Source organism: Streptomyces sp. NRRL F-5650 (assembly GCF_000721365.1).
GTDB classification, from domain to species: domain Bacteria; phylum Actinomycetota; class Actinomycetes; order Streptomycetales; family Streptomycetaceae; genus Streptomyces; species Streptomyces ardesiacus.
The window spans coordinates 84,488-101,291 of the sequence record NZ_JOGV01000052.1 but is presented as its reverse complement, the minus strand read 5'-3'; the positions used below and the strand labels follow the sequence as shown (position 1 = coordinate 101,291).

Annotated in this window: 14 protein-coding genes; 10 read left to right on the top strand and 4 right to left on the bottom strand. The window is 73.7% G+C overall.

Going from position 1 to position 16,804, the window contains the following annotated elements; genetic code table 11:
• The coding region (locus IG88_RS0132810; RefSeq protein WP_158854148.1) for a LacI family DNA-binding transcriptional regulator at positions 1–190 on the bottom strand (190 nt) is incomplete at its 3' end.
• Between the two features lie 38 nt (positions 191–228).
• Positions 229–1,173, bottom strand: a complete 945-nt coding sequence (locus IG88_RS0132805) for an endonuclease/exonuclease/phosphatase family protein (RefSeq protein ID WP_199807526.1) — start codon at positions 1,171–1,173, stop codon at positions 229–231.
• Between the two features lie 414 nt (positions 1,174–1,587).
• On the opposite strand from IG88_RS0132805, the gene IG88_RS0132800 reads away from it, so the two are divergent.
• The 5 genes from IG88_RS0132800 to IG88_RS0132780 all read left to right on the top strand — a co-directional run bounded on the left by IG88_RS0132800 (position 1,588) and on the right by IG88_RS0132780 (position 7,655).
• Complete coding sequence (locus IG88_RS0132800; protein WP_031049196.1) at positions 1,588–3,312, top strand: carbohydrate-binding module family 20 domain-containing protein; 1,725 nt, start codon at positions 1,588–1,590, stop codon at positions 3,310–3,312.
• Positions 3,313–3,492: 180 nt separating this feature from the next.
• Positions 3,493–4,596 carry a C40 family peptidase gene (locus IG88_RS42970; protein WP_031049195.1) on the top strand — a complete coding sequence of 368 codons (1,104 nt, stop codon included), beginning with the start codon at positions 3,493–3,495 and terminating at the stop codon, positions 4,594–4,596.
• A gap of 4 nt (positions 4,597–4,600) precedes the next feature.
• On the top strand, positions 4,601–5,548 hold the full coding sequence (locus IG88_RS0132790; RefSeq protein ID WP_031049192.1) for a hypothetical protein: 948 nt from the start codon (positions 4,601–4,603) through the stop codon (positions 5,546–5,548).
• A gap of 149 nt (positions 5,549–5,697) precedes the next feature.
• Positions 5,698–6,402 carry a restriction endonuclease gene (locus tag IG88_RS0132785; RefSeq protein ID WP_051852159.1) on the top strand — a complete coding sequence of 235 codons (705 nt, stop codon included), beginning with the start codon at positions 5,698–5,700 and terminating at the stop codon, positions 6,400–6,402.
• Positions 6,403–6,464: 62 nt separating this feature from the next.
• A complete protein-coding gene (locus IG88_RS0132780) occupies positions 6,465–7,655 on the top strand; it encodes a winged helix DNA-binding domain-containing protein (RefSeq protein WP_031049188.1) in 1,191 nt (396 codons plus the stop codon).
• A 58-nt stretch (positions 7,656–7,713) separates the two neighbouring features.
• On the opposite strand, the gene IG88_RS0132775 is transcribed toward IG88_RS0132780, so the two are convergent.
• Positions 7,714–8,259: a helix-turn-helix domain-containing protein gene (locus IG88_RS0132775; RefSeq protein ID WP_063760663.1), complete on the bottom strand. Its 546-nt coding sequence runs from the start codon at positions 8,257–8,259 to the stop codon at positions 7,714–7,716.
• A gap of 170 nt (positions 8,260–8,429) precedes the next feature.
• On the opposite strand from IG88_RS0132775, the gene IG88_RS0132770 reads away from it, so the two are divergent.
• Positions 8,430–8,705: a putative quinol monooxygenase gene (locus IG88_RS0132770; protein ID WP_234332412.1), complete on the top strand. Its 276-nt coding sequence runs from the start codon at positions 8,430–8,432 to the stop codon at positions 8,703–8,705.
• Positions 8,706–8,818: 113 nt separating this feature from the next.
• Here IG88_RS0132770 and IG88_RS0132765 read toward each other — a convergent pair whose 3' ends face one another.
• The gene (locus IG88_RS0132765; protein WP_031049181.1) at positions 8,819–9,883 is read right to left on the bottom strand and encodes a mannose-binding protein; all 1,065 of its coding nucleotides are present in this window, start codon (positions 9,881–9,883) and stop codon (positions 8,819–8,821) included.
• A gap of 310 nt (positions 9,884–10,193) precedes the next feature.
• Here IG88_RS0132765 and IG88_RS42965 point away from each other — a divergent pair, with 310 nt between their 5' ends.
• The 4 genes from IG88_RS42965 to IG88_RS0132745 all read left to right on the top strand — a co-directional run bounded on the left by IG88_RS42965 (position 10,194) and on the right by IG88_RS0132745 (position 16,749).
• Complete coding sequence (locus IG88_RS42965) at positions 10,194–10,835, top strand: type VII secretion system-associated protein (protein WP_031049180.1); 642 nt, start codon at positions 10,194–10,196, stop codon at positions 10,833–10,835.
• Entirely contained in the window at positions 10,832–12,127 is a 1,296-nt protein-coding gene (locus tag IG88_RS0132755) for an RICIN domain-containing protein (RefSeq protein ID WP_031049178.1), read from the top strand. The genes IG88_RS42965 and IG88_RS0132755 overlap by 4 nt, the downstream gene beginning before the upstream one ends.
• Positions 12,128–12,202: 75 nt before the next feature.
• Positions 12,203–15,517 carry a right-handed parallel beta-helix repeat-containing protein gene (locus IG88_RS0132750; RefSeq protein ID WP_031049176.1) on the top strand — a complete coding sequence of 1,105 codons (3,315 nt, stop codon included), beginning with the start codon at positions 12,203–12,205 and terminating at the stop codon, positions 15,515–15,517.
• Positions 15,514–16,749, top strand: a complete 1,236-nt coding sequence (locus IG88_RS0132745) for a S8 family serine peptidase (RefSeq protein ID WP_031049175.1) — start codon at positions 15,514–15,516, stop codon at positions 16,747–16,749. The genes IG88_RS0132750 and IG88_RS0132745 overlap by 4 nt, the downstream gene beginning before the upstream one ends.
• The last annotated feature ends 55 nt before the right edge of the window (positions 16,750–16,804 follow it).

Below are 16,804 nucleotides of genomic sequence, written 5' to 3'. Positions count from 1 at the left end.
GGACCAGGCCGACCAGGCGGGCGCGCTCGCCCCGCAGTTGGGTGGGGCGCTCGTAGCCCAGGACGTCCAGCGCGCTGAGCACCGACTGCCGGGTCGCCTCGGACACTCCCGGCTTGCCGTTGAGCACCCGGCTGACCGTGGCCTCGCTGACCCCAACCTTCTTCGCCACCTGAGCAAGTCGTCGCGTCACAGGCGAAAGGCTAACGCAAGCACTGCAAGCGGCTTGCTTCAGTGCCAGGTGACCCGGGCGACGACCGGAAGGTGATCGCTGCCGGTGGCCGGCAGGGTGCGCAGGGAACCGACGGTCCCGGCGCGGACCATCACCTGGTCGATCCGGGCCAGCGGGAAGGCGGCGGGGAAGCTGAGGCCGACACCGCGCTCGGCGACGTTCAGCCGCGAGGTCAGGGGACCGAGCGCTCGGTCGTCGACCGTGCCGTTGAGGTCGCCCAGCAGGACCACTCTGCGCCGCTGCTCGGCGGCGAGGGCGTCGCCCAGCAGACCGGCGCTCTCGTCGCGCCGGGACGACGCGAGACCGCTCGCCCGGACCCGTACCGACGGCAGGTGCGCGACGTAGACGGCGACTTCGCCGTGCGGGGTGTGCGCCACGGTCCTGAGCCCGCGCTCCCACTCGTCCTCGATGCCCCGCGGTCTGATGTCGAGGGGCCGGGAGCCGGAGAGCGGGTACTTCGACCAGAGCCCGACGGTGCCCCGCACCGTCCGGTACGGGTAGTCGGGGGCGAGGGTGCGCGCGTAGACCTCCAGGGCCGGTGGCACCAGTTCCTCCAGCGCGACGAGGTCGGGCTCGGCGCGGGCCAGGGAGCGGGCCGTGCCGGCGGGGTCGGCGTTCTCGTCGCTGACGTTGTGCTGCACGACCACCAGGTCGTCGGCGCCGGGATCCGGCGCGGGCAGGAGCAGACCGCCGAAGAGGTACGTCCAGGCGGCGGCCGGCAGCAGCAGGGCCACCAGGGCGAGCGCCGAGCGGCGCAGCAGCGCAAGGACGAGCAGTACGGCGACGACCACGCCGAGCCACGGCAGGAAGGACTCCAGCAGGCTCCCCAGCCCGCCCACCCGGTTGGGCACCGACCCGTGGAAGGACAGCAGGAGCGCGGTCACCACGGCCGCCCCCGCGAGCACCCCTCCCCGCCCGCGTGCCCAGGCCGTCCCCTCGGTCATCGCACCTCGTCCCCTCGTCCCCTCGTCCTCACCGGCATGGCTCACCTGGCTCACACGGCTCACCAGTCAGGACGAGGGAGCGGAGGCGGCAGTTCCGGCGGCCCGCCCCGGGCAGGGACACCGGCGCGGCCGCGGGCGGTTGAACGACCGGGTGCTGAAAGGGGGAACGGAAAGTTGCTGAAATCCCTTACGGCAGCCGGAAGCTACCGGTACGCGGTGGCGCCGTAAAGGGGTCGCGCGTTTCAACATTCGTGCGTGCACGAAGGGTTGACCGTGGTTGAACACCGCCCTTACGGTCACGACCGCAACCTCTTGCAGTCTTCTTGCTGCAACCCGTTGCAAGCGGGCGCGAATCCCCAGGCGCCCGCCCTCACCATGCCCCCGGGACACCCGCACCCTCACACGGGAGACTCCATGCACGGGAAGACCAGTACGGCGCGCAGAGCCGCCGCCACCGCGCTCGCCCTCACCGCCGGGGTGGCCGGCAGCCTCGTGGCCACCGCGGCGCCGGCCCAGGCGGCCCCGCCCGGAGACAAGGACGTCACCGCGGTGATGTTCGAGTGGAAGTTCGACTCCGTCGCCAAGGCATGCACCGACACCCTCGGCCCGGCCGGCTACGGCTTCGTCCAGGTCTCGCCGCCCCAGGAACACATCCAGGGCGGACAGTGGTGGACCTCGTACCAGCCGGTGAGCTACAGGATCGCGGGCCGTCTCGGTGACCGCGCGCAGTTCAAGAGCATGGTCGACACCTGCCACGCGGCCGGTGTGAAGGTCGTCGCCGACTCCGTCATCAACCACATGTCGGCCGGCAACGGCACGGGCACCGGCGGCTCGTCGTACACCAAGTACGACTACCCCGGCCTCTACTCGTCGGGCGACCTCGACAACTGCACCTCGCAGATCAGCAATTACGGCGACCGCTTCAACGTCCAGGAGTGCGAACTGGTCGGCCTCGCGGACCTCGACACCGGCGAGGAGTACGTACGCGGCAAGATCGCCGGCTACCTCAACGACCTGCTGTCCCTCGGTGTCGACGGCTTCCGCATCGACGCGGCCAAGCACATGGCCGCGAGCGACCTGGCCGACATCAAGTCGCGGCTCACCGAGCCGGACGTGTACTGGAAGCACGAGGCGATCTACGGCGCCGGGGAGGCCGTCTCCCCGAGCGAGTACCTCGGCAGCGGCGACGTACAGGAGTTCCGCTACGCACGCGACCTCAAGCGGGTCTTCGGCGGCGAGAACCTCGCGTACCTGAAGAACTTCGGCGAGGGCTGGGGATACATGCCCTCCGGCCGGTCCGCCGTCTTCGTCACCAACCACGACACCGAGCGCAACGGCGAGACCCTCACCTACAAGGACGGCGCCTCCTACACCCTGGCGCACGTGTTCATGCTGGCCTGGCCGTACGGCAGCCCCGACGTCCACTCCGGCTACGAGTTCACCGACCACGACGCCGGCCCGCCCGGCGGAGGCCAGGTGAACGCCTGTTACAGCGACGGCTGGAAGTGCCAGCACGCGTGGCGCGAGATCTCCTCCATGGTCGCCTTCCGCAACGCCGCCCGGGGCCAGGCCGTGACCGACTGGTGGGACAACGGCGGCGACCAGATCGCGTTCGGCCGCGGCACGAAGGCCTACGTCGCCATCAACCACGAGGGATCCTCGCTGACCCGCACGTTCCAGACCTCGCTGCCCGCCGGTGACTACTGCGACGTCCAGTCGGGCACGAAGGTGACGGTCGACGGGGCAGGCCGGTTCACCGCCACCCTGGGCGCCGGCACGGCCGTGGCCCTGCACGTGGGAGCCCGCACCTGCGGCGGCACGAGCGTGCCCGGCGACCCCGAACCGGTCGCCTCCGGCGCGTCCTTCGCGGTCGACGCGACCACCAGTTGGGGCCAGAACATCTACGTGACCGGCAACCGGCCGGAACTGGGCAACTGGAACCCGGGCAGCGCCCTCCCGCTCGACCCGGCCGCCTACCCCGTGTGGAAGCGGGACGTGGGGCTGCCCGAGGGTACCTCCTTCGAGTACAAGTACCTTCGCAAGGACGGGGCGGGCAACGTGACCTGGGAGAGCGGAGCCAACCGCAGGGCCACCGTCGGCAGCACGAGGACTGCCCTCAAGGACACTTGGCGCAACTGACCACCGCTGGTAGGAGAGTCGCGTGTGAGCAAGCCGACACACGTGGGAGGACCGGGGTGGGCCGTTCGGGGGAAGGTAGTGTGTTCAAGGCTCGAACGGCCCGCCGCGGGACCCGCGCCGGAGAGCGCGGCGCAGCCGCCCGGCCGGGCCGCCCGCACGCGACCTCTGAGAGTGGAGTTCATGAACGTGTCGACCGGCGGCAGACGGATACGGAGCCGGGGCGCCACGGCGGCCCTCGTCTGCGCGATCATCCTGATGCCCGGCCCCGGTTACGCGGCCCCGGGCGAACCCGACCCGCACACCGACCAGTCGATCGAGGACATCCGCACCGAACTGGACGGCCTCTACCGCGAGGCGGAGGTCGCCACCGAGGCGTACAACGCCGCCAACGAGAAGGCGGCCAAGCAGGAGAAGCGGCTGACCACCCTGCGCGCCGACCTGACCCGTGCCGAGAAGCGCGTGAAGGACCTGCACGACCTCGCCGGCGCGGCGGCCCGCACCCAGTACCGCGGCGGCGATCTCGCCGCCACCGGCATCCAGTTGCTGCTCGGCGACCATCCGGAAGCGGCCCTCGACGAGGCGTCCCAGGCCCGCCAGGCCATGCGCGGTCTGGCCAACGTCTCCGAGACCCAGAAGACCGCCCGCCAGGAACTGAGCGAGCAGACCGAGGCGGCCAAGAAGGAACTGGGCAAGCTGGAGCGCAGCCGCGCGGACAAGGCGGCGGCGAAGAAGAAGATCGAGAAGAAGATCGCCACCGCCGAGCAGATCGAGGCCGGCCTCGAAGAGGAACAGGCCCGAAGGCTCGCCGAGCTGGAGAGGCAGCGGACCCGCCAGGCCGAGGCCCGGTGGACGGAGTCGGGCGGACCCTCCGGCGAGTCCGTGGGCAAGGGGAAGGGCAAGGGGCGCGGGCCCGGCGGCGGCACGCAGGTGAGCGGAGCCGCCGGCAAGGCCGTCTCCTTCGCCATGGCGCAGATCGGCAAGCCGTACGTGTGGGGCGCCGTGGGTCCGTCCTCCTACGACTGCTCCGGACTCACCTCCGCGGCGTGGGCGGCGGCCGGCCACCCCATTCCCCGTACCTCCCAGGCACAATGGAGCGGGCTGACCCGTGTCGGCCTGTCCTCGGCCCGCCCCGGAGACCTGATCATCTACTACAACGACGCTACCCACGTGGGCATGTACATCGGCGGGGGACAGATCGTCCACGCCCCGCGGCCCGGCCGCTCGATCACGACCGCGCCGGCCGCCTCCATGCCGATCCTCGGCGTCGTACGACCCGGAGCCTGAGCGGATGACCCACTCGCTGACCCCCCGTGACGAGGGGAAGCTGACCCCCCGTGACGAGGGGAACCTGCCCGCGCTCGGAGCCGCGCCGCTGATCCGCCTCGACGCCTACGTGGCCGAGGACGGGTCGACGGTGGTCAACGGTCACCTGCTGGACATGGGCGGCGTACGGCCCCCCAACGAGGCCATCCTCGACGCCGTCGCCATGTTCGCCCGCACCCTGGGGGCGCCGGTCGCGGCCACCGTCATCGACCGCACCGTGCAGCAGGTGGCGCGGCTGCGGGTGCACCCCGACGGTTCGAGCCGGACCATCGCCGACGAGGACGACCTGCCGCCCGGGCGCGAGCGCACCGCCGCCGAGGAGGCCGCGTTCCCTCCGCTCGCCCGCGTCGAGCGCATCATCCAGCACGCCCAGCGCGAGGAACTGCACGCCGCGTTCGTCCTCGCCAGCGCGCTGCGCGAGCACCTGACCCTGCGCCGGGGCGCCGAGGACGAACTCTCGCTGGAGGCACGGGCGATCGAGGCCTACCTCGCCTATCTGCGCGGCGACCACATGCTCTCCACCGTCCTCGCGCTGACCGTCGCCCGCATCCGCTGCCGCACCGACCTGGACCGGGCCGCCCCCGACGTCGCCCGCGCCACCGCGGCATGGCAACGACTGTGGGACGAGGGCCAGGTGGCCACGCGGGGCCAGGAACTGCTGCACATGTGGGAGCGGTTGTCCGAGGCGGGCCTGCTGCAGGACCCCTCCCACCACGCCATGGCCCAGGCCGTACGGACCCGGCTCGCACACGGCGGCCGCCCCGTCCCGCCGCCGTCCGCACCCGCGGCCCTGACCGCGGGCCCCGGCCCGGCCCCGGACCGGCTCGCCCCCGAGGACAAACCCCTCAAGCCCGCCCGCCGGGGCCTGCGCCGCTTCACCCGTCGGGCCGGCCGGTCACCGGAGGCGTCCTGAGGAGGGCAAAGCCTGCCCCCCGGGGCCCTGCACACGGCCGCAGGGCCCCGGTCATGGCGAGATCCGGCCGTACGGGTCCGGCCCGACCGGCGCTCTTACGCCCGCGCGCTTCGTCACCCACACTGGCGGCGGCAGACGGGAGGAACAGGGTGTCAGCTCGTAAGGCGAAGCGCCGGCCGCCGCGGCGCAAGCGCGGGGACGTCCGGCTCGTTGCGGGAGCCGTCGGAGGGGTCGCCGTTCTCGGCGTCCTCACGTCGTCATGGACGGGCATCCGGCCCTACCTCGTCGGGGCCCTGGCGGTCGGCGCGGTGACCGCCGGAGTCTGGTGGTGGCGGAAGACGGACCGGCTCCTCCGCGGCGGCGACCGACGGTGGCGCCACGAGGACGCCGTCCGTGCGGGCCTTCGGACCCTGGCCGAGGCCGACGCGATGGACGGACGGGACTTCGAGGAGTTCGTCGCCGGCCTGTGCCGACGGGACGGATGCACCGACGTGCGCCGGGTCGGTCGCACACACGACAACGGCGCCGACGTCCGGGGCAGACTTCCCGACGGACGGACCATGGTGGTCCAGTGCAAGCGCTACGACCCGAAACGGAAGATCTCCAACAGCGAGGTCCGCAACCTCGTCGGCTCCCGAGTGCACTTCGGCGCCGACGTCGCGATCTTCGTGACCACCGCCTACTTCAGCGGCCCCGCCGAGGAGTGCGCCGTGCACAACGACGTCCTGGCCGTCCACCGCGACCACCTCGGCCTGTGGAACAACGGCGTCGCACTGTCCGCCCTCGCCGCTCTCAACGGCTCCGGCCAGGGAGACCGCCGGCACCGCGCCCGCCGGAAGGAGACGTACGGGTAGCCGTACGCTTTCCCTCTCGTCGGCAAGCGGGTACGGATCCACGGCACGAAGGAGTGACGGACATGCGGCGTATCGGCGTGGCGGAACGACGGGCGCGGCTCGGCCTACGGCACCGGCTGGCGGTCGCCGCCCGCGCGAAGAACCCGGTCGAGGTGGCCGGTGACCTCGTCGCGCTGCACAGCACCGACCCGTCCTCCGTCTACCTCGCCATCTGGGCACGGACGAACGACGGCTCGGTGCGCGAGGTGGAACGCGCCCTGTACGAGGACCGCACCCTCATCCGGCTGCTCGGCATGCGCCGCACCGTTTTCGTGACCACCCTCGACGTGGCCCCGGTGATGCAGGCCGCCTGCTCGCTGGCGGTGGCCGCGCGCGAACGCCGCAAGCTCCTCGGCTTCCTGGCCGCGTCCGGGGTCGCGGACGACGAGGCGGGGGTGCGCACCTGGCTGGCCGAGACCGAGGACATCGCCGTACGCGCGCTCGCCGCACGGGGCGAGGCGACCGCCGCCGAACTCGCCGGTGACGACCCGCGCCTGAGCACGACGGTCACCCTCTCGGCCGGCAAGAGCTACGAAGGCACACAGAAGGTCGCGAGCAGGCTGCTGCTCCTGCTCGCCGCGGAGGGCCGCGTGGTACGCGGCCGGCCGCGCGGCTCCTGGACCTCGCACCAGTACCGCTGGGCACCCCTGACCGACTGGTCCCCCGGCGGCCTCGCCGCATGGGACACCCACGAGGCGGAGGAGGAACTGGCCCGGCGCTGGCTGCGTGCCCACGGCCCGGCCACGGCGGACGACCTGCGCTGGTGGGCGGGGTGGACGAAGACCCAGGTCAAGCGCGTCCTGACGGCACTCAAGCCGGTCGAGGTCGATCTCGGCGGCACGACGGGCCTCCTCCTGCCCGACGACCTGGAGGAGACGGAGAAGCCCGAGCCGTGGGCCGCGCTGCTCCCCGCGCTCGACTCCACCCCCATGGGCTGGCACGAGCGCGACTGGTTCCTCGGCGACCACGGCCCGCGCCTCTTCGACCGGGCCGGGAACATCGGGCCCTCCCTGTGGTGGGACGGCCGCATCGTCGGCGGCTGGGCCCAGGACGCCGGCGGCGAGATCGTGTGCCGCTTCCTGGAGGACGTCGGCTCCGACGCCGAGGCGGCGGTCCGCGCGGAGGCGGAACGCCTCGCCGTCCCCCTCGGCGACGTCCGGCTGGCCGCCCGCACGCGCGGACGCACGTGGCTGGAGGAGGAACTGGCCGGCTGAGGACCCGGCGCGGCACGCGTGCACACCTCATGCGGTACCGGGGCGGCCCGCGCTCGCATCAGCCCCGGGTGGGGAGGGTGATGCCGTAGGCCCGCATCTTGCGGTAGATCGTCGTGCGGGAGATGTCGAGCCGCCGGGCCGCCAGCAGTTTGTTGCCGTCCGCCTCCAGCAGTGCCTGGACCAGGGTGTCGCGCTCGGACACCTCCCAGACGCTCAGGGACCGGCCGCCCGCGCTGTGCAGGGCCGGCGGCAGGTCGCCGGCCTCGATGCGGTACGTACGGCGGGCCGCGGCGGCCCTGCTCAGGACGAGACTCAGTTCGCGGACGTTGCCGGGCCAGTCGTACCGGCGCAGCGGCGGCAGCACCTCCGGTGCGCATTCCACGCCGCCGCCGGTGCGCTGCAGCAGGCAGTCGACCAGCGCCGGGAGGTCGGTGAGGCGGTGCCGCAGGGCCGGCACCGCCGCGGCTTCGAGGAAGCAGTGCCTGAGCGACTCCGGCAGGCCCGGTGCGCGCCGCAGGGTGCCGACCACCCAGGTGCCCCGGGCCACCGCCGTGTCCAGTGCTTCGGCGACGGCGGCTTCGTCCTCGGGGGGCACCTCGTCCACGTTGCGCAGGATCAGGGCGCGGCCCGGTCCTGCGGGCGCCGCCCGCAGGGCGGTGGCCTTGCCGGTGCCGGTCTCGCCGTGGAGGAGGAGCGCGGTGCGGTCCCGTGCGCAGCGCGTGACCGTGCGGGAGACCGAGTTCCAGTCCGGGTCCGTCCCGGCCAGGCCCGGCAGTGGCCAGGGCCCGGCCGCACCGTCCTGCGCGCGGGATCCGGTTCGACTGGTCCCGCAGCCTCGACGACCCGACCGAGTACGTCCTCGTGGAAGCCTTCCGGGACGACGAGGCCGGTGCGGCCCACGTGGGTTCGGCGCACTTCAAGGCGGCCCAGCAGGCGCTGCCGCCCCACCTCGCGACGACCCCCAGGATCGTCAACGCCCACGTGCCCCAGGACGACTGGTCGCTGCTCGGCGAGATGGCGGTCGACGCGGACCGACACCAGGGAGCGTGAGAACAGGGGGCGGCAGCCACTCATGCGGCTGCCGCCCCCTGGCCTGCCCTGCCCGACGGCGGGACCGGACCTCCGCGTCGGGGATTCCGGAAGGTGTGACGCCCTGGTCGAGGTCAGGTGGACCAGACGACCGTGCCGTGGTGGGAGATGACCACCTTGCCGTCCTTGCGCAGGATCAGCACGGCGCCCTCCTTGCCCCAGGTCTGGGAGGCCCAGATCGGGCGGTCCTCGCCGTTGTGGATGACCAGGTTGCCGTCGCCCTGGAAGATCGCCCGATGGTTCTCGCCGAACGTCATCGACGCCCAGATCGGCTTGTCCTTCTCGTTGTAGACGACCAGGTTGCCGTCGGGCTGCATCACCATGCGGATGCGGTTGGTGGTCCAGGCCTGGTTGACCTCCAGGACACTGACGGCGTGGACCGTCGCGGTCGTCCAGTTCGGCGTCGGTTGCGGCGCGGCCTTCGGCTTCGGCTTGGGCTTGGGCTTGGGCGCGGTCTTCTCCTCCGGGGCGCTCGTCGCGGGCTTGGGCTCGGGCTTGGGTGCCGGAGGCGGGGCGACCGCCTTCACCGGCTCGCTCGGCTTCGGCTTCTCCTTCGTCGGTGTGGGGCTCGGCTTCTGGGCCACGTAGTCGTCCAGGGCCGCGCCCGCCGAGCCCGGGTCCAGCACGGTGTCCGAGTCCTCGGCGGCCAACTCCTTGGCGCTCTCCGGCCGCTTGTCGTTCTCCGCGCCGCCCGCCAGAAGCAGCGGTACCGCTATCAGGGCGGCCCCGAGGATCCCGGCCACGGCCAGAACGGGCTTGCGGGGGCGTCCGCTGTCGACGCCGGTGGCGGTCGTGACCGGGGGCGTCGCGACGGCCGTCGCCACGGCGGTGCGCCTCCCGGCCGCCGCCGGTCCGCCGGCCGCGGTGGCGGCCGCCGCGGGCGACTCTTCGCCGCCTTCGCCGCCTTCGCCGCCTTCGTTGCTCTTGCTGTTCTTGCTGCCTTTGGTGGTCTCGCCGGCCCCGACGGTCTCGCCGGTCACGTCGGGGGAGTCCGGGGCGGCTGCGGTCCCCGTGGTGGGCGCGGTGTGCTCCTCCTCCCTCGCCCGGGGTGCGGCGGCGGTCGGCGGCGGGGCGTCCGGGGAGGAAGAGGGGGAAGCCGGCGTCGAGTTCGTGCCGGAGGCGGGCTTCTGCGAGGACATGGGATGTACTCCTTGGGGGCGGAGCGCGGCGGGTCCGACGGCGTACCGGCGTATCGAACATAGCCCGTACCGGAATGAGATGGTCCCCCGTCCCGGCAATACCGTCCTTCGCTATGTCCGGGTGCGGGTGACTGATCCTGCAACGTCCCCGCACCGGGCAGTGAACGGGCACGTGGGAGGCGTCTTCGGGCATGCCTCGAAACGCCCACCGAGCAGGTCGTTGTGGCATTCTGTTCGCTCCGACGGATCAACGTCGGGTCACAGGACCGAGAGTTCAAGAGTTCAGGTGGACATGCGGCCCGGAGAACAGATGGAGGCCACGCGGGCGCCGTCGTCCGGCGCGGTCGAGGCCGACGACACCCCCGCGATACCCGAGGCGGTCCGTGCCGCGGCCCGGCAGGCGCCGGGGCACTGGATCGGCGTGGTGGACCCGGAGTGGCCCGAGGGGCGGACCCCGCCCCCGTGGGCGGTGCTGGGGGAGTGGCGGTCCGGCGACGGGGGCGACGTCGGCACCTACCGGGCCAACCCCGCGTACCGGCCCTCCGCCCGCGCCCTCGGCTGGCCCGAGCCCACCGACCCCGTGGACGCGGCGGCACAGCGGGCCGCCACCGGATACGGCTCCCTGGACGAGGCGCTGGTCGCGCTGGCGGCGGCCGAGGTCGCCTTCGTGGCGGGACCGGACGGTGCCCCGCTGTTGACCGAGGGCCGGGACGGAGAGCCGGTGGTGCTGGTGTTCACCTCACCGACACACGCGTTCATGTCCGCCACACTTCGCCATGAGAGCCTTCCCGCCCGGGAGCTGACCCGCTCCCTGGCCGGTTCCCCCACCCTTTCGCTGCTGGTCAACGCCGGTGCGGTCGCCCCCCTCCTCGTGCCCGCGGCTCGCGTTCCGCCGGACCCCGGCGAAGACCTGGCAGCCCCCTCGGCCCCCACCTCAGGGAGGTACCCGTGACGCGTTCGACGCAGCAGCCCCCCACTTCTCCGGCCGCGGGTGCGGAGTCCCGTACCCAAGGCGGGCGGAGTCCGGCCGCCGCCTCCGAGTCCCGTGCCGGCACCCCGGCGGACGGCGCCACCTCCGGCACGGGCGCGGAACCGTCGCCCGGGACGAAGCCCGGGGGCGCGGCGGCGCGGACGGATGACGCCGAGTCCACGACGCAGGGAGCGGAGCACGGGTCCGCGGCCGACGCCTCGGCGCAGGAGCCGGAGCACGAGCCCGTGGCCCGGGCCCAGGAAGCCGACGGGCCCGCGGCGGCCTTTGGAACCCGACCCGGTACCGGCACGGAGACGAATGCCGACGCCGACGCCGGTGGCGCCTCCGTCGCCAAGAGCCGGCTGCCGCTGCTCGTGCGGACCCTGACCGCCACCGCCGTCGACCGGCCCGACGACGCGGTCGGGCCGGTGGGACGGCCGGGCCGGGGCGTGCTGGCGGCCGCGGCGATCGGTGGCGCGCTGCTCCTCGCGGTGCCGTTCCTGTTCCTCGGGCCGGACGACGAGCGCGAGGAGGACCGGGCGTCCACCACCGCGGCGACCGTCCTCGGCGGGGACCGGGAGGAGGAGACGGGGGACTTCGCGGTCAGCCCTCCCGAGGCCGAGGCCGAGGCCGGGGACGAGGACCCGGCGCACGCGAAGGAGTCCGAGAAGCCGAAGGCGCCGCCGGCACCGGAGACGGTCCCCGACGACACGGCCAAGGACACCCCGGACAAGGACGCCGAGCGGGAGAAGCGGGCCAAGGAGGAGGCCAAGGAGAAGAAGGCGGCCGCGGAGGAGAAGAAGGCGGCGAAGGCTTCGGACCAGGACTCCCAGGCTTCCGGAAAGGAGGACGGCAAGAACACGGGCAACACCGCCGCGGGGCCGGTCCTCGGCTTTCCCGTGTCGTTCCACAGCCACCTCTCCGGCCGCTGCATCGACGTGCCCGGCAGCGGCTTCACCGACGGCCAGGCGCTGTGGATGTGGGACTGCAACAACAGCGACGCGCAGAAGTTCCGGTTCGCCTCCGACGGCACGGTCCGCACGCAGGGTCTGTGTCTGGACGTGGCCGGCGCCAACTTCGCCAAGGGCACCACCATCCAGCTCGCCAACTGCACCGGCGTCGACGCGCAGAAGTTCGCGCTCAACGAGGCGCACGACCTCGTGAACACGGCCGTGGGCATGTGCGTCGAGATCCAAGGCCACGACCACAACGCCCAGGCCCGTGTGCAACTGTGGACCTGCACCGGCCTGGACAACCAGAAATGGAGCGTCTGAGCAGGCAGGCGGTCGCCCGTCCCCCGGTTCGCCCGGGCCCTGCCCAAGACGCAGACTGAGCAAGGAGGTTCGCGCGTGTCGCGCCAGGTACTGTCGGTCGGCCCCGACGACCGGGACCGTTTCCGGACGATCGGTGAGGCACTCGCTGCCGCTCGTACCGGCGCCCTCATCAGCGTCCGGCCCGGGACGTACGCGGAGAACCTGGTGATCCACACCCGGGTCACCGTCACCGCCGCCGAGGGGCGGGGCACCGTGGAGATCCGGCCCCGGTCGGGCAGCGTCGTCGCGCTGCGCGCCGACGCCGTGATGCTCTCGGAACTGACCCTGCGCGGCGCCGACGCCGAGGCGCCCGCCGTGGACGTGCGGCGCGGCCAGGCCGCGCTCGACGGCTGCGAGATAGCCGGTGCCGCCTGGACGGCGCTGCTGGCCGGCGGCACGGGATCGCTGGCGCTGCGGGACTGCCGGGTGAGCAACTCCCAGGGCGCGGGTATCGTCGTCACCTCGACCACGCCGACCACCGTGGAGAGCTGCACCTTCGAACACCTCGGCACCAGTGGCCTGGTCGTCGCCGAGCAGGGCGAGGCCCGCGTCCGGGGCTGCACGGTGCGCGACGCCCGCGGCAACGGCATCCTCGCCAACGGCGAAGCCCGCGGCCTGGTCGAGGACTGCGACATCTCCTCCACCGACAAGCCCTCCCTCGCCCTGGAGGGCGACTCCACCCTGACGGTGAGCCGCACGGTCGTGCACGACACCAGCAACGGCGTCCACCTGAGCAGCGGCGGCCGAACGACGCTGGAGGACGTCCGGATCACCGGCACGTCCGGCGCCGGCATCACCCTGGCCGCGGGCACCGATCCGGTGCTGCGCCGCTGCCGCGTCTCCCGTACCCGGGGCCACGGCGTGGTCGTCACCGACCGGGCGCGGGGCACCTTCGAGGACTGCTGGGTGGACGGCACGCAGGGCGTGGCCCTGCGGGTTGCCGGGGCGGCCTCGCCGGCGCTGACCGGCCTGACCGTCCGCGACTGCACGGAGACCGGCGTACTTCTGGAGGAGGACGCGGCGGCCGAGCTGGACCGCCTGGAGGTCATCGGCGGCGCGCCGGCGATCGCGCTGCGCGCCGGGGCCAACCCGCTGCTGCGCCGGGCCCGCCTCGTGGAGCCGTCGGGCGACGGCATCACCGCCGGCAGGGACGCCCGCGGCCGCATCGAGGACTGCGAGATCGTGCGGCCGGGCGGCTCGGGCGTGCGCGCGGCGAGCGGCAGCACCCTCTACCTGGCCGGCGGTGGCGTGTCCGACGCCGTGGACAGCGGCCTCGTACTGGAGGACGGCGGCAGCGTCACCGTCCGGGACTTCCGCGTCGAGAACTCCGGCGCGGAGGGCGTCGTCGTCGACTCCGGGGGCGAACTGACCGCCAACCGCACCTCGGTCCTCACCCCCCAGGGCCACGGCGTGCTGCTGCGCGAGGGGGCCATCGCCTCGCTCAGCGGCTGCGAGGTGGCCGGCGGGGCGCAGGACGGCTTCCGGGTGGAGACCACCGCGCCGGTCTCCCTCGTCAACTGCCTCGCGCGGGAGAACGAGGGCGGCGGCCTGGTCCAGACCGCCCCCGGCGAACGGCTCGCCGTCGAGGGCCTCACCAGCACCGGCAACGGCAAGCGCGACGCCTGGGGCTCGGGCAGCGCCGAGAACACCGACCCGGCGGGCTCGGGCGCCGCCGACGGACCCGCCCGGGACCGGCCCGACGGCCCGCTGGGCGCCCTGAACGCGCTGATCGGCCTGGACAACGTCAAGGAGCAGGTCCGTACGCTGGTCAACCTGACCCAGCTCGCCCAGCGCCGCGAGCAACTCGGCATGTCCGCGCCGCCGATGAGCCGCCACCTGGTCTTCACCGGCCCGCCCGGCACCGGCAAGACCACCGTCGCCCGCCTCTACGGCGCGATTCTCGCGGAGCTGGGGTCGCTGCGCGACGGACACCTCGTGGAGGTCTCGCGCGCCGACCTCGTCGCACAGGTCGTCGGCGGTACGGCGATCAAGACCACCGAGACGTTCGAACGCGCCCTGGGCGGCGTGCTCTTCGTCGACGAGGCGTACACCCTGACCTCGGACAGCGGGCACGGTGGCGCCGACTTCGGCCGGGAGGCCGTGGACACGCTGCTGAAGCTGATGGAGGACCACCGGGACGAGGTGGTCGTCATCGTGGCCGGCTACACCGACGAGATGACGAGGTTCCTCGCTTCCAACCCCGGTCTCGGCTCGCGCTTCTCGCGCACGGTCGAGTTCGAGAACTACACCGTGCCCGAGCTGGTCGCCATCATGGAGAGCATGTGCGCCGCGCACCAGTACGAGCTGGGCGAGGGCACGGCGGCGGCACTGGCCGCGCACTTCGACGCGATGCCCCGGGACGCCGGCTTCGGCAACGGACGGGCGGCGCGCGGTGTCTTCGAGGAGATGGTGGACCGGCAGGCGGTCCGGCTCGCCACGCTCCCGCAGGTCGGCGAGCGCGACCTCAGGCTGCTGCTGCCGGAGGACGTCTCCGAGACCGCCGCCGAGCAGGGCGCCGGGACCGCCGTACCGGAGAACGACCCGCTGACCCGTCTCGGCGACATGGTCGGCCTCGCCGAGGTCAAGCGCGACGTCACGGACCTGGTCAACCTCATCACCACGGCCCGTCACCGCGCCGCCGCCGGACTGCCGGTGCCCTCGCTCAGCCACCACCTGGTCTTCACCGGCCCGCCCGGCACCGGCAAGACCACCGTCGCACGGCTGTACGGCGAGATCCTCAGCCAGCTTGGCATCCTCCCCCGCGGCCAGCTGGTCGAGGCGGCCCGCGCCGACCTGGTCGGCCGGTACGTCGGACACACCGCCCAGCTCACCCGCGAGGTCTTCGAACGGGCCCGGGGCGGCGTGCTCTTCGTCGACGAGGCGTACACCCTCACCCCGCGCGGCGGCGGCAACGACTTCGGCCAGGAAGCGGTCGACACGCTGCTGAAGCTGATGGAGGACCACCGCGACGACGTCGTGGTCATCGTCGCCGGCTACACCGACGAGATGGAGCGCTTCCTAGCCTCCAACCCCGGTCTGGCGTCGCGCTTCCCGCGCCGGATCGCCTTCGCCGACTACTCCTCCGAGGAACTGGTCACCATCGTGCGCACCCAGGCCGCCGCCATGGGCTACGAGTGCGGTCCCGGGACCGGCCCGCTGCTGCGGGAGTACTTCGACTCGCTGCCCCGCGACCGGTCCTTCGGCAACGCCCGGCTGGCCCGGCAGGTCGTGGAGTCGATGGTCACCCGGCAGGCCGGGCGGCTCAGTTCACTCGCCGCACCCACCCTTGACGACCTGCGAATCCTGCTCCCCGAGGACGCCACCGCGGCGACCGCGAAGGCGGCCCGGTGAGGCGCCGCCGGCCGGACGCGGTCCGTCCGCTGCGCGGCCTGGCGCTGTCCGCCCTCCTGCTGCTGCCGACGGCGGCGCCCGCCGTGGCGGAGCCGGTGCACGCGGTGCCCGCCGCCGACGGCGAACGGCAGGGGCTGCCGCCGATGCCCTCCGCGCTCGACCCCGGCGCCCGGGCCGTGGAGTGCACCGCGGCCTCGCGCGAGAAGGCCGAGAAGCAGGACTGGTCGCGCCAGCGCCTCGACCTGGCCCGGGTGCGCCGGCACGGCGACGGGGCGGGGACCACCGTCGCCCTGGTCGACACCGGCGTCCGGGCCGGCGCCGCCGGGCTCGGCGACCGGGTCACCGCCCGGGGGGCCGCCGGTGACGACTGCGTCGGACACGGCACCTTCCTCGCCGGGCTGATCGTCGGGGAGGGCTGGGGCACAAGCCGGCTGCCGGGCGTCGCGCCGGGCGCGAAGCTGCTCGCCCTGCGCGGCACCGACGAGCGCGGCACCCCCGACGCCGCGCTTGTCGCCCGGGCGGTGCGGGACGCGACCGCCGCCGAAGCGGACGTGATCGCGATCGGGGTGGCCCTGCCCAAGCGCGACAAGGAGCTGACCTCGGCCGTCGCCGACGCCCTCGACGCCGGTGCGGTGGTGGTCGCCGCCGCCACGCCCGACCCGCCGACCGCCAACGCCACGCGGGAGACGCCGACCCGCACCTACTACCCCGCGGGTGAGCCCGGCGTCCTCTCCGTCGCCGACATGCTGCCCAGCGGCGCCCGCCCGGGCGACGCCCTGCCCACCGACGGCGTCGACCTGGTCGCGCCCGGCGCCGGGGTGGTCTCCGGCGGCCCGCGCGGCAGCGGCCACTACCTCGGGGCCGGAGCCTCGGTCGCCGCCGCGTACACCGCCGGGACCGCCGCGCTGCTCCGCGCCGCCCGCCCGGACGAGACCCCCGCCCAGATCGTCCACCGGCTGACGGCCACCGCCTACCCGGCGGACGTCCCGCAGTTGGACGCCTACGCCGCCGTCACCACCGTCCTCGGCGACGCGGACGCCGTCGCCCGCACGCGGACGCAGGCGGAACCGGTGACCGTACGGGACACCGCCGCCGCCGACCGGGCAGCGGACCGTGCCACCGTCTTCGTGCTCCTCGGCACCGCCGGTGTCCTGGCCGTGCTCTGGGCCGTCGTCGCCCTCCCGCGCGCCCGCGCCCGTGGCTGGCGCCCGGCGGACACCGCCCGGGACTGAGTACCGGCCCGTCTCTTCCCGCCCCGGCGGACACACGCGGACCGGCCGGTGAGCG

Excerpts from the sequence above, each read along its gene's own strand:
- IG88_RS0132805 (WP_199807526.1), bottom strand. The coding sequence starts at position 1,173 with ATGACCGAGGGGACGGCCTGGGCACGCGGGCGGGGAGGGGTGCTCGCG.
- IG88_RS0132800 (WP_031049196.1), top strand. The coding sequence starts at position 1,588 with ATGCACGGGAAGACCAGTACGGCGCGCAGAGCCGCCGCCACCGCGCTC.
- IG88_RS42970 (WP_031049195.1), top strand. The coding sequence starts at position 3,493 with ATGAACGTGTCGACCGGCGGCAGACGGATACGGAGCCGGGGCGCCACG.
- IG88_RS0132790 (WP_031049192.1), top strand. The coding sequence starts at position 4,601 with ATGACCCACTCGCTGACCCCCCGTGACGAGGGGAAGCTGACCCCCCGT.
- IG88_RS0132780 (WP_031049188.1), top strand. The coding sequence starts at position 6,465 with ATGCGGCGTATCGGCGTGGCGGAACGACGGGCGCGGCTCGGCCTACGG.
- IG88_RS0132765 (WP_031049181.1), bottom strand. The coding sequence starts at position 9,883 with ATGTCCTCGCAGAAGCCCGCCTCCGGCACGAACTCGACGCCGGCTTCC.
- IG88_RS42965 (WP_031049180.1), top strand. The coding sequence starts at position 10,194 with ATGGAGGCCACGCGGGCGCCGTCGTCCGGCGCGGTCGAGGCCGACGAC.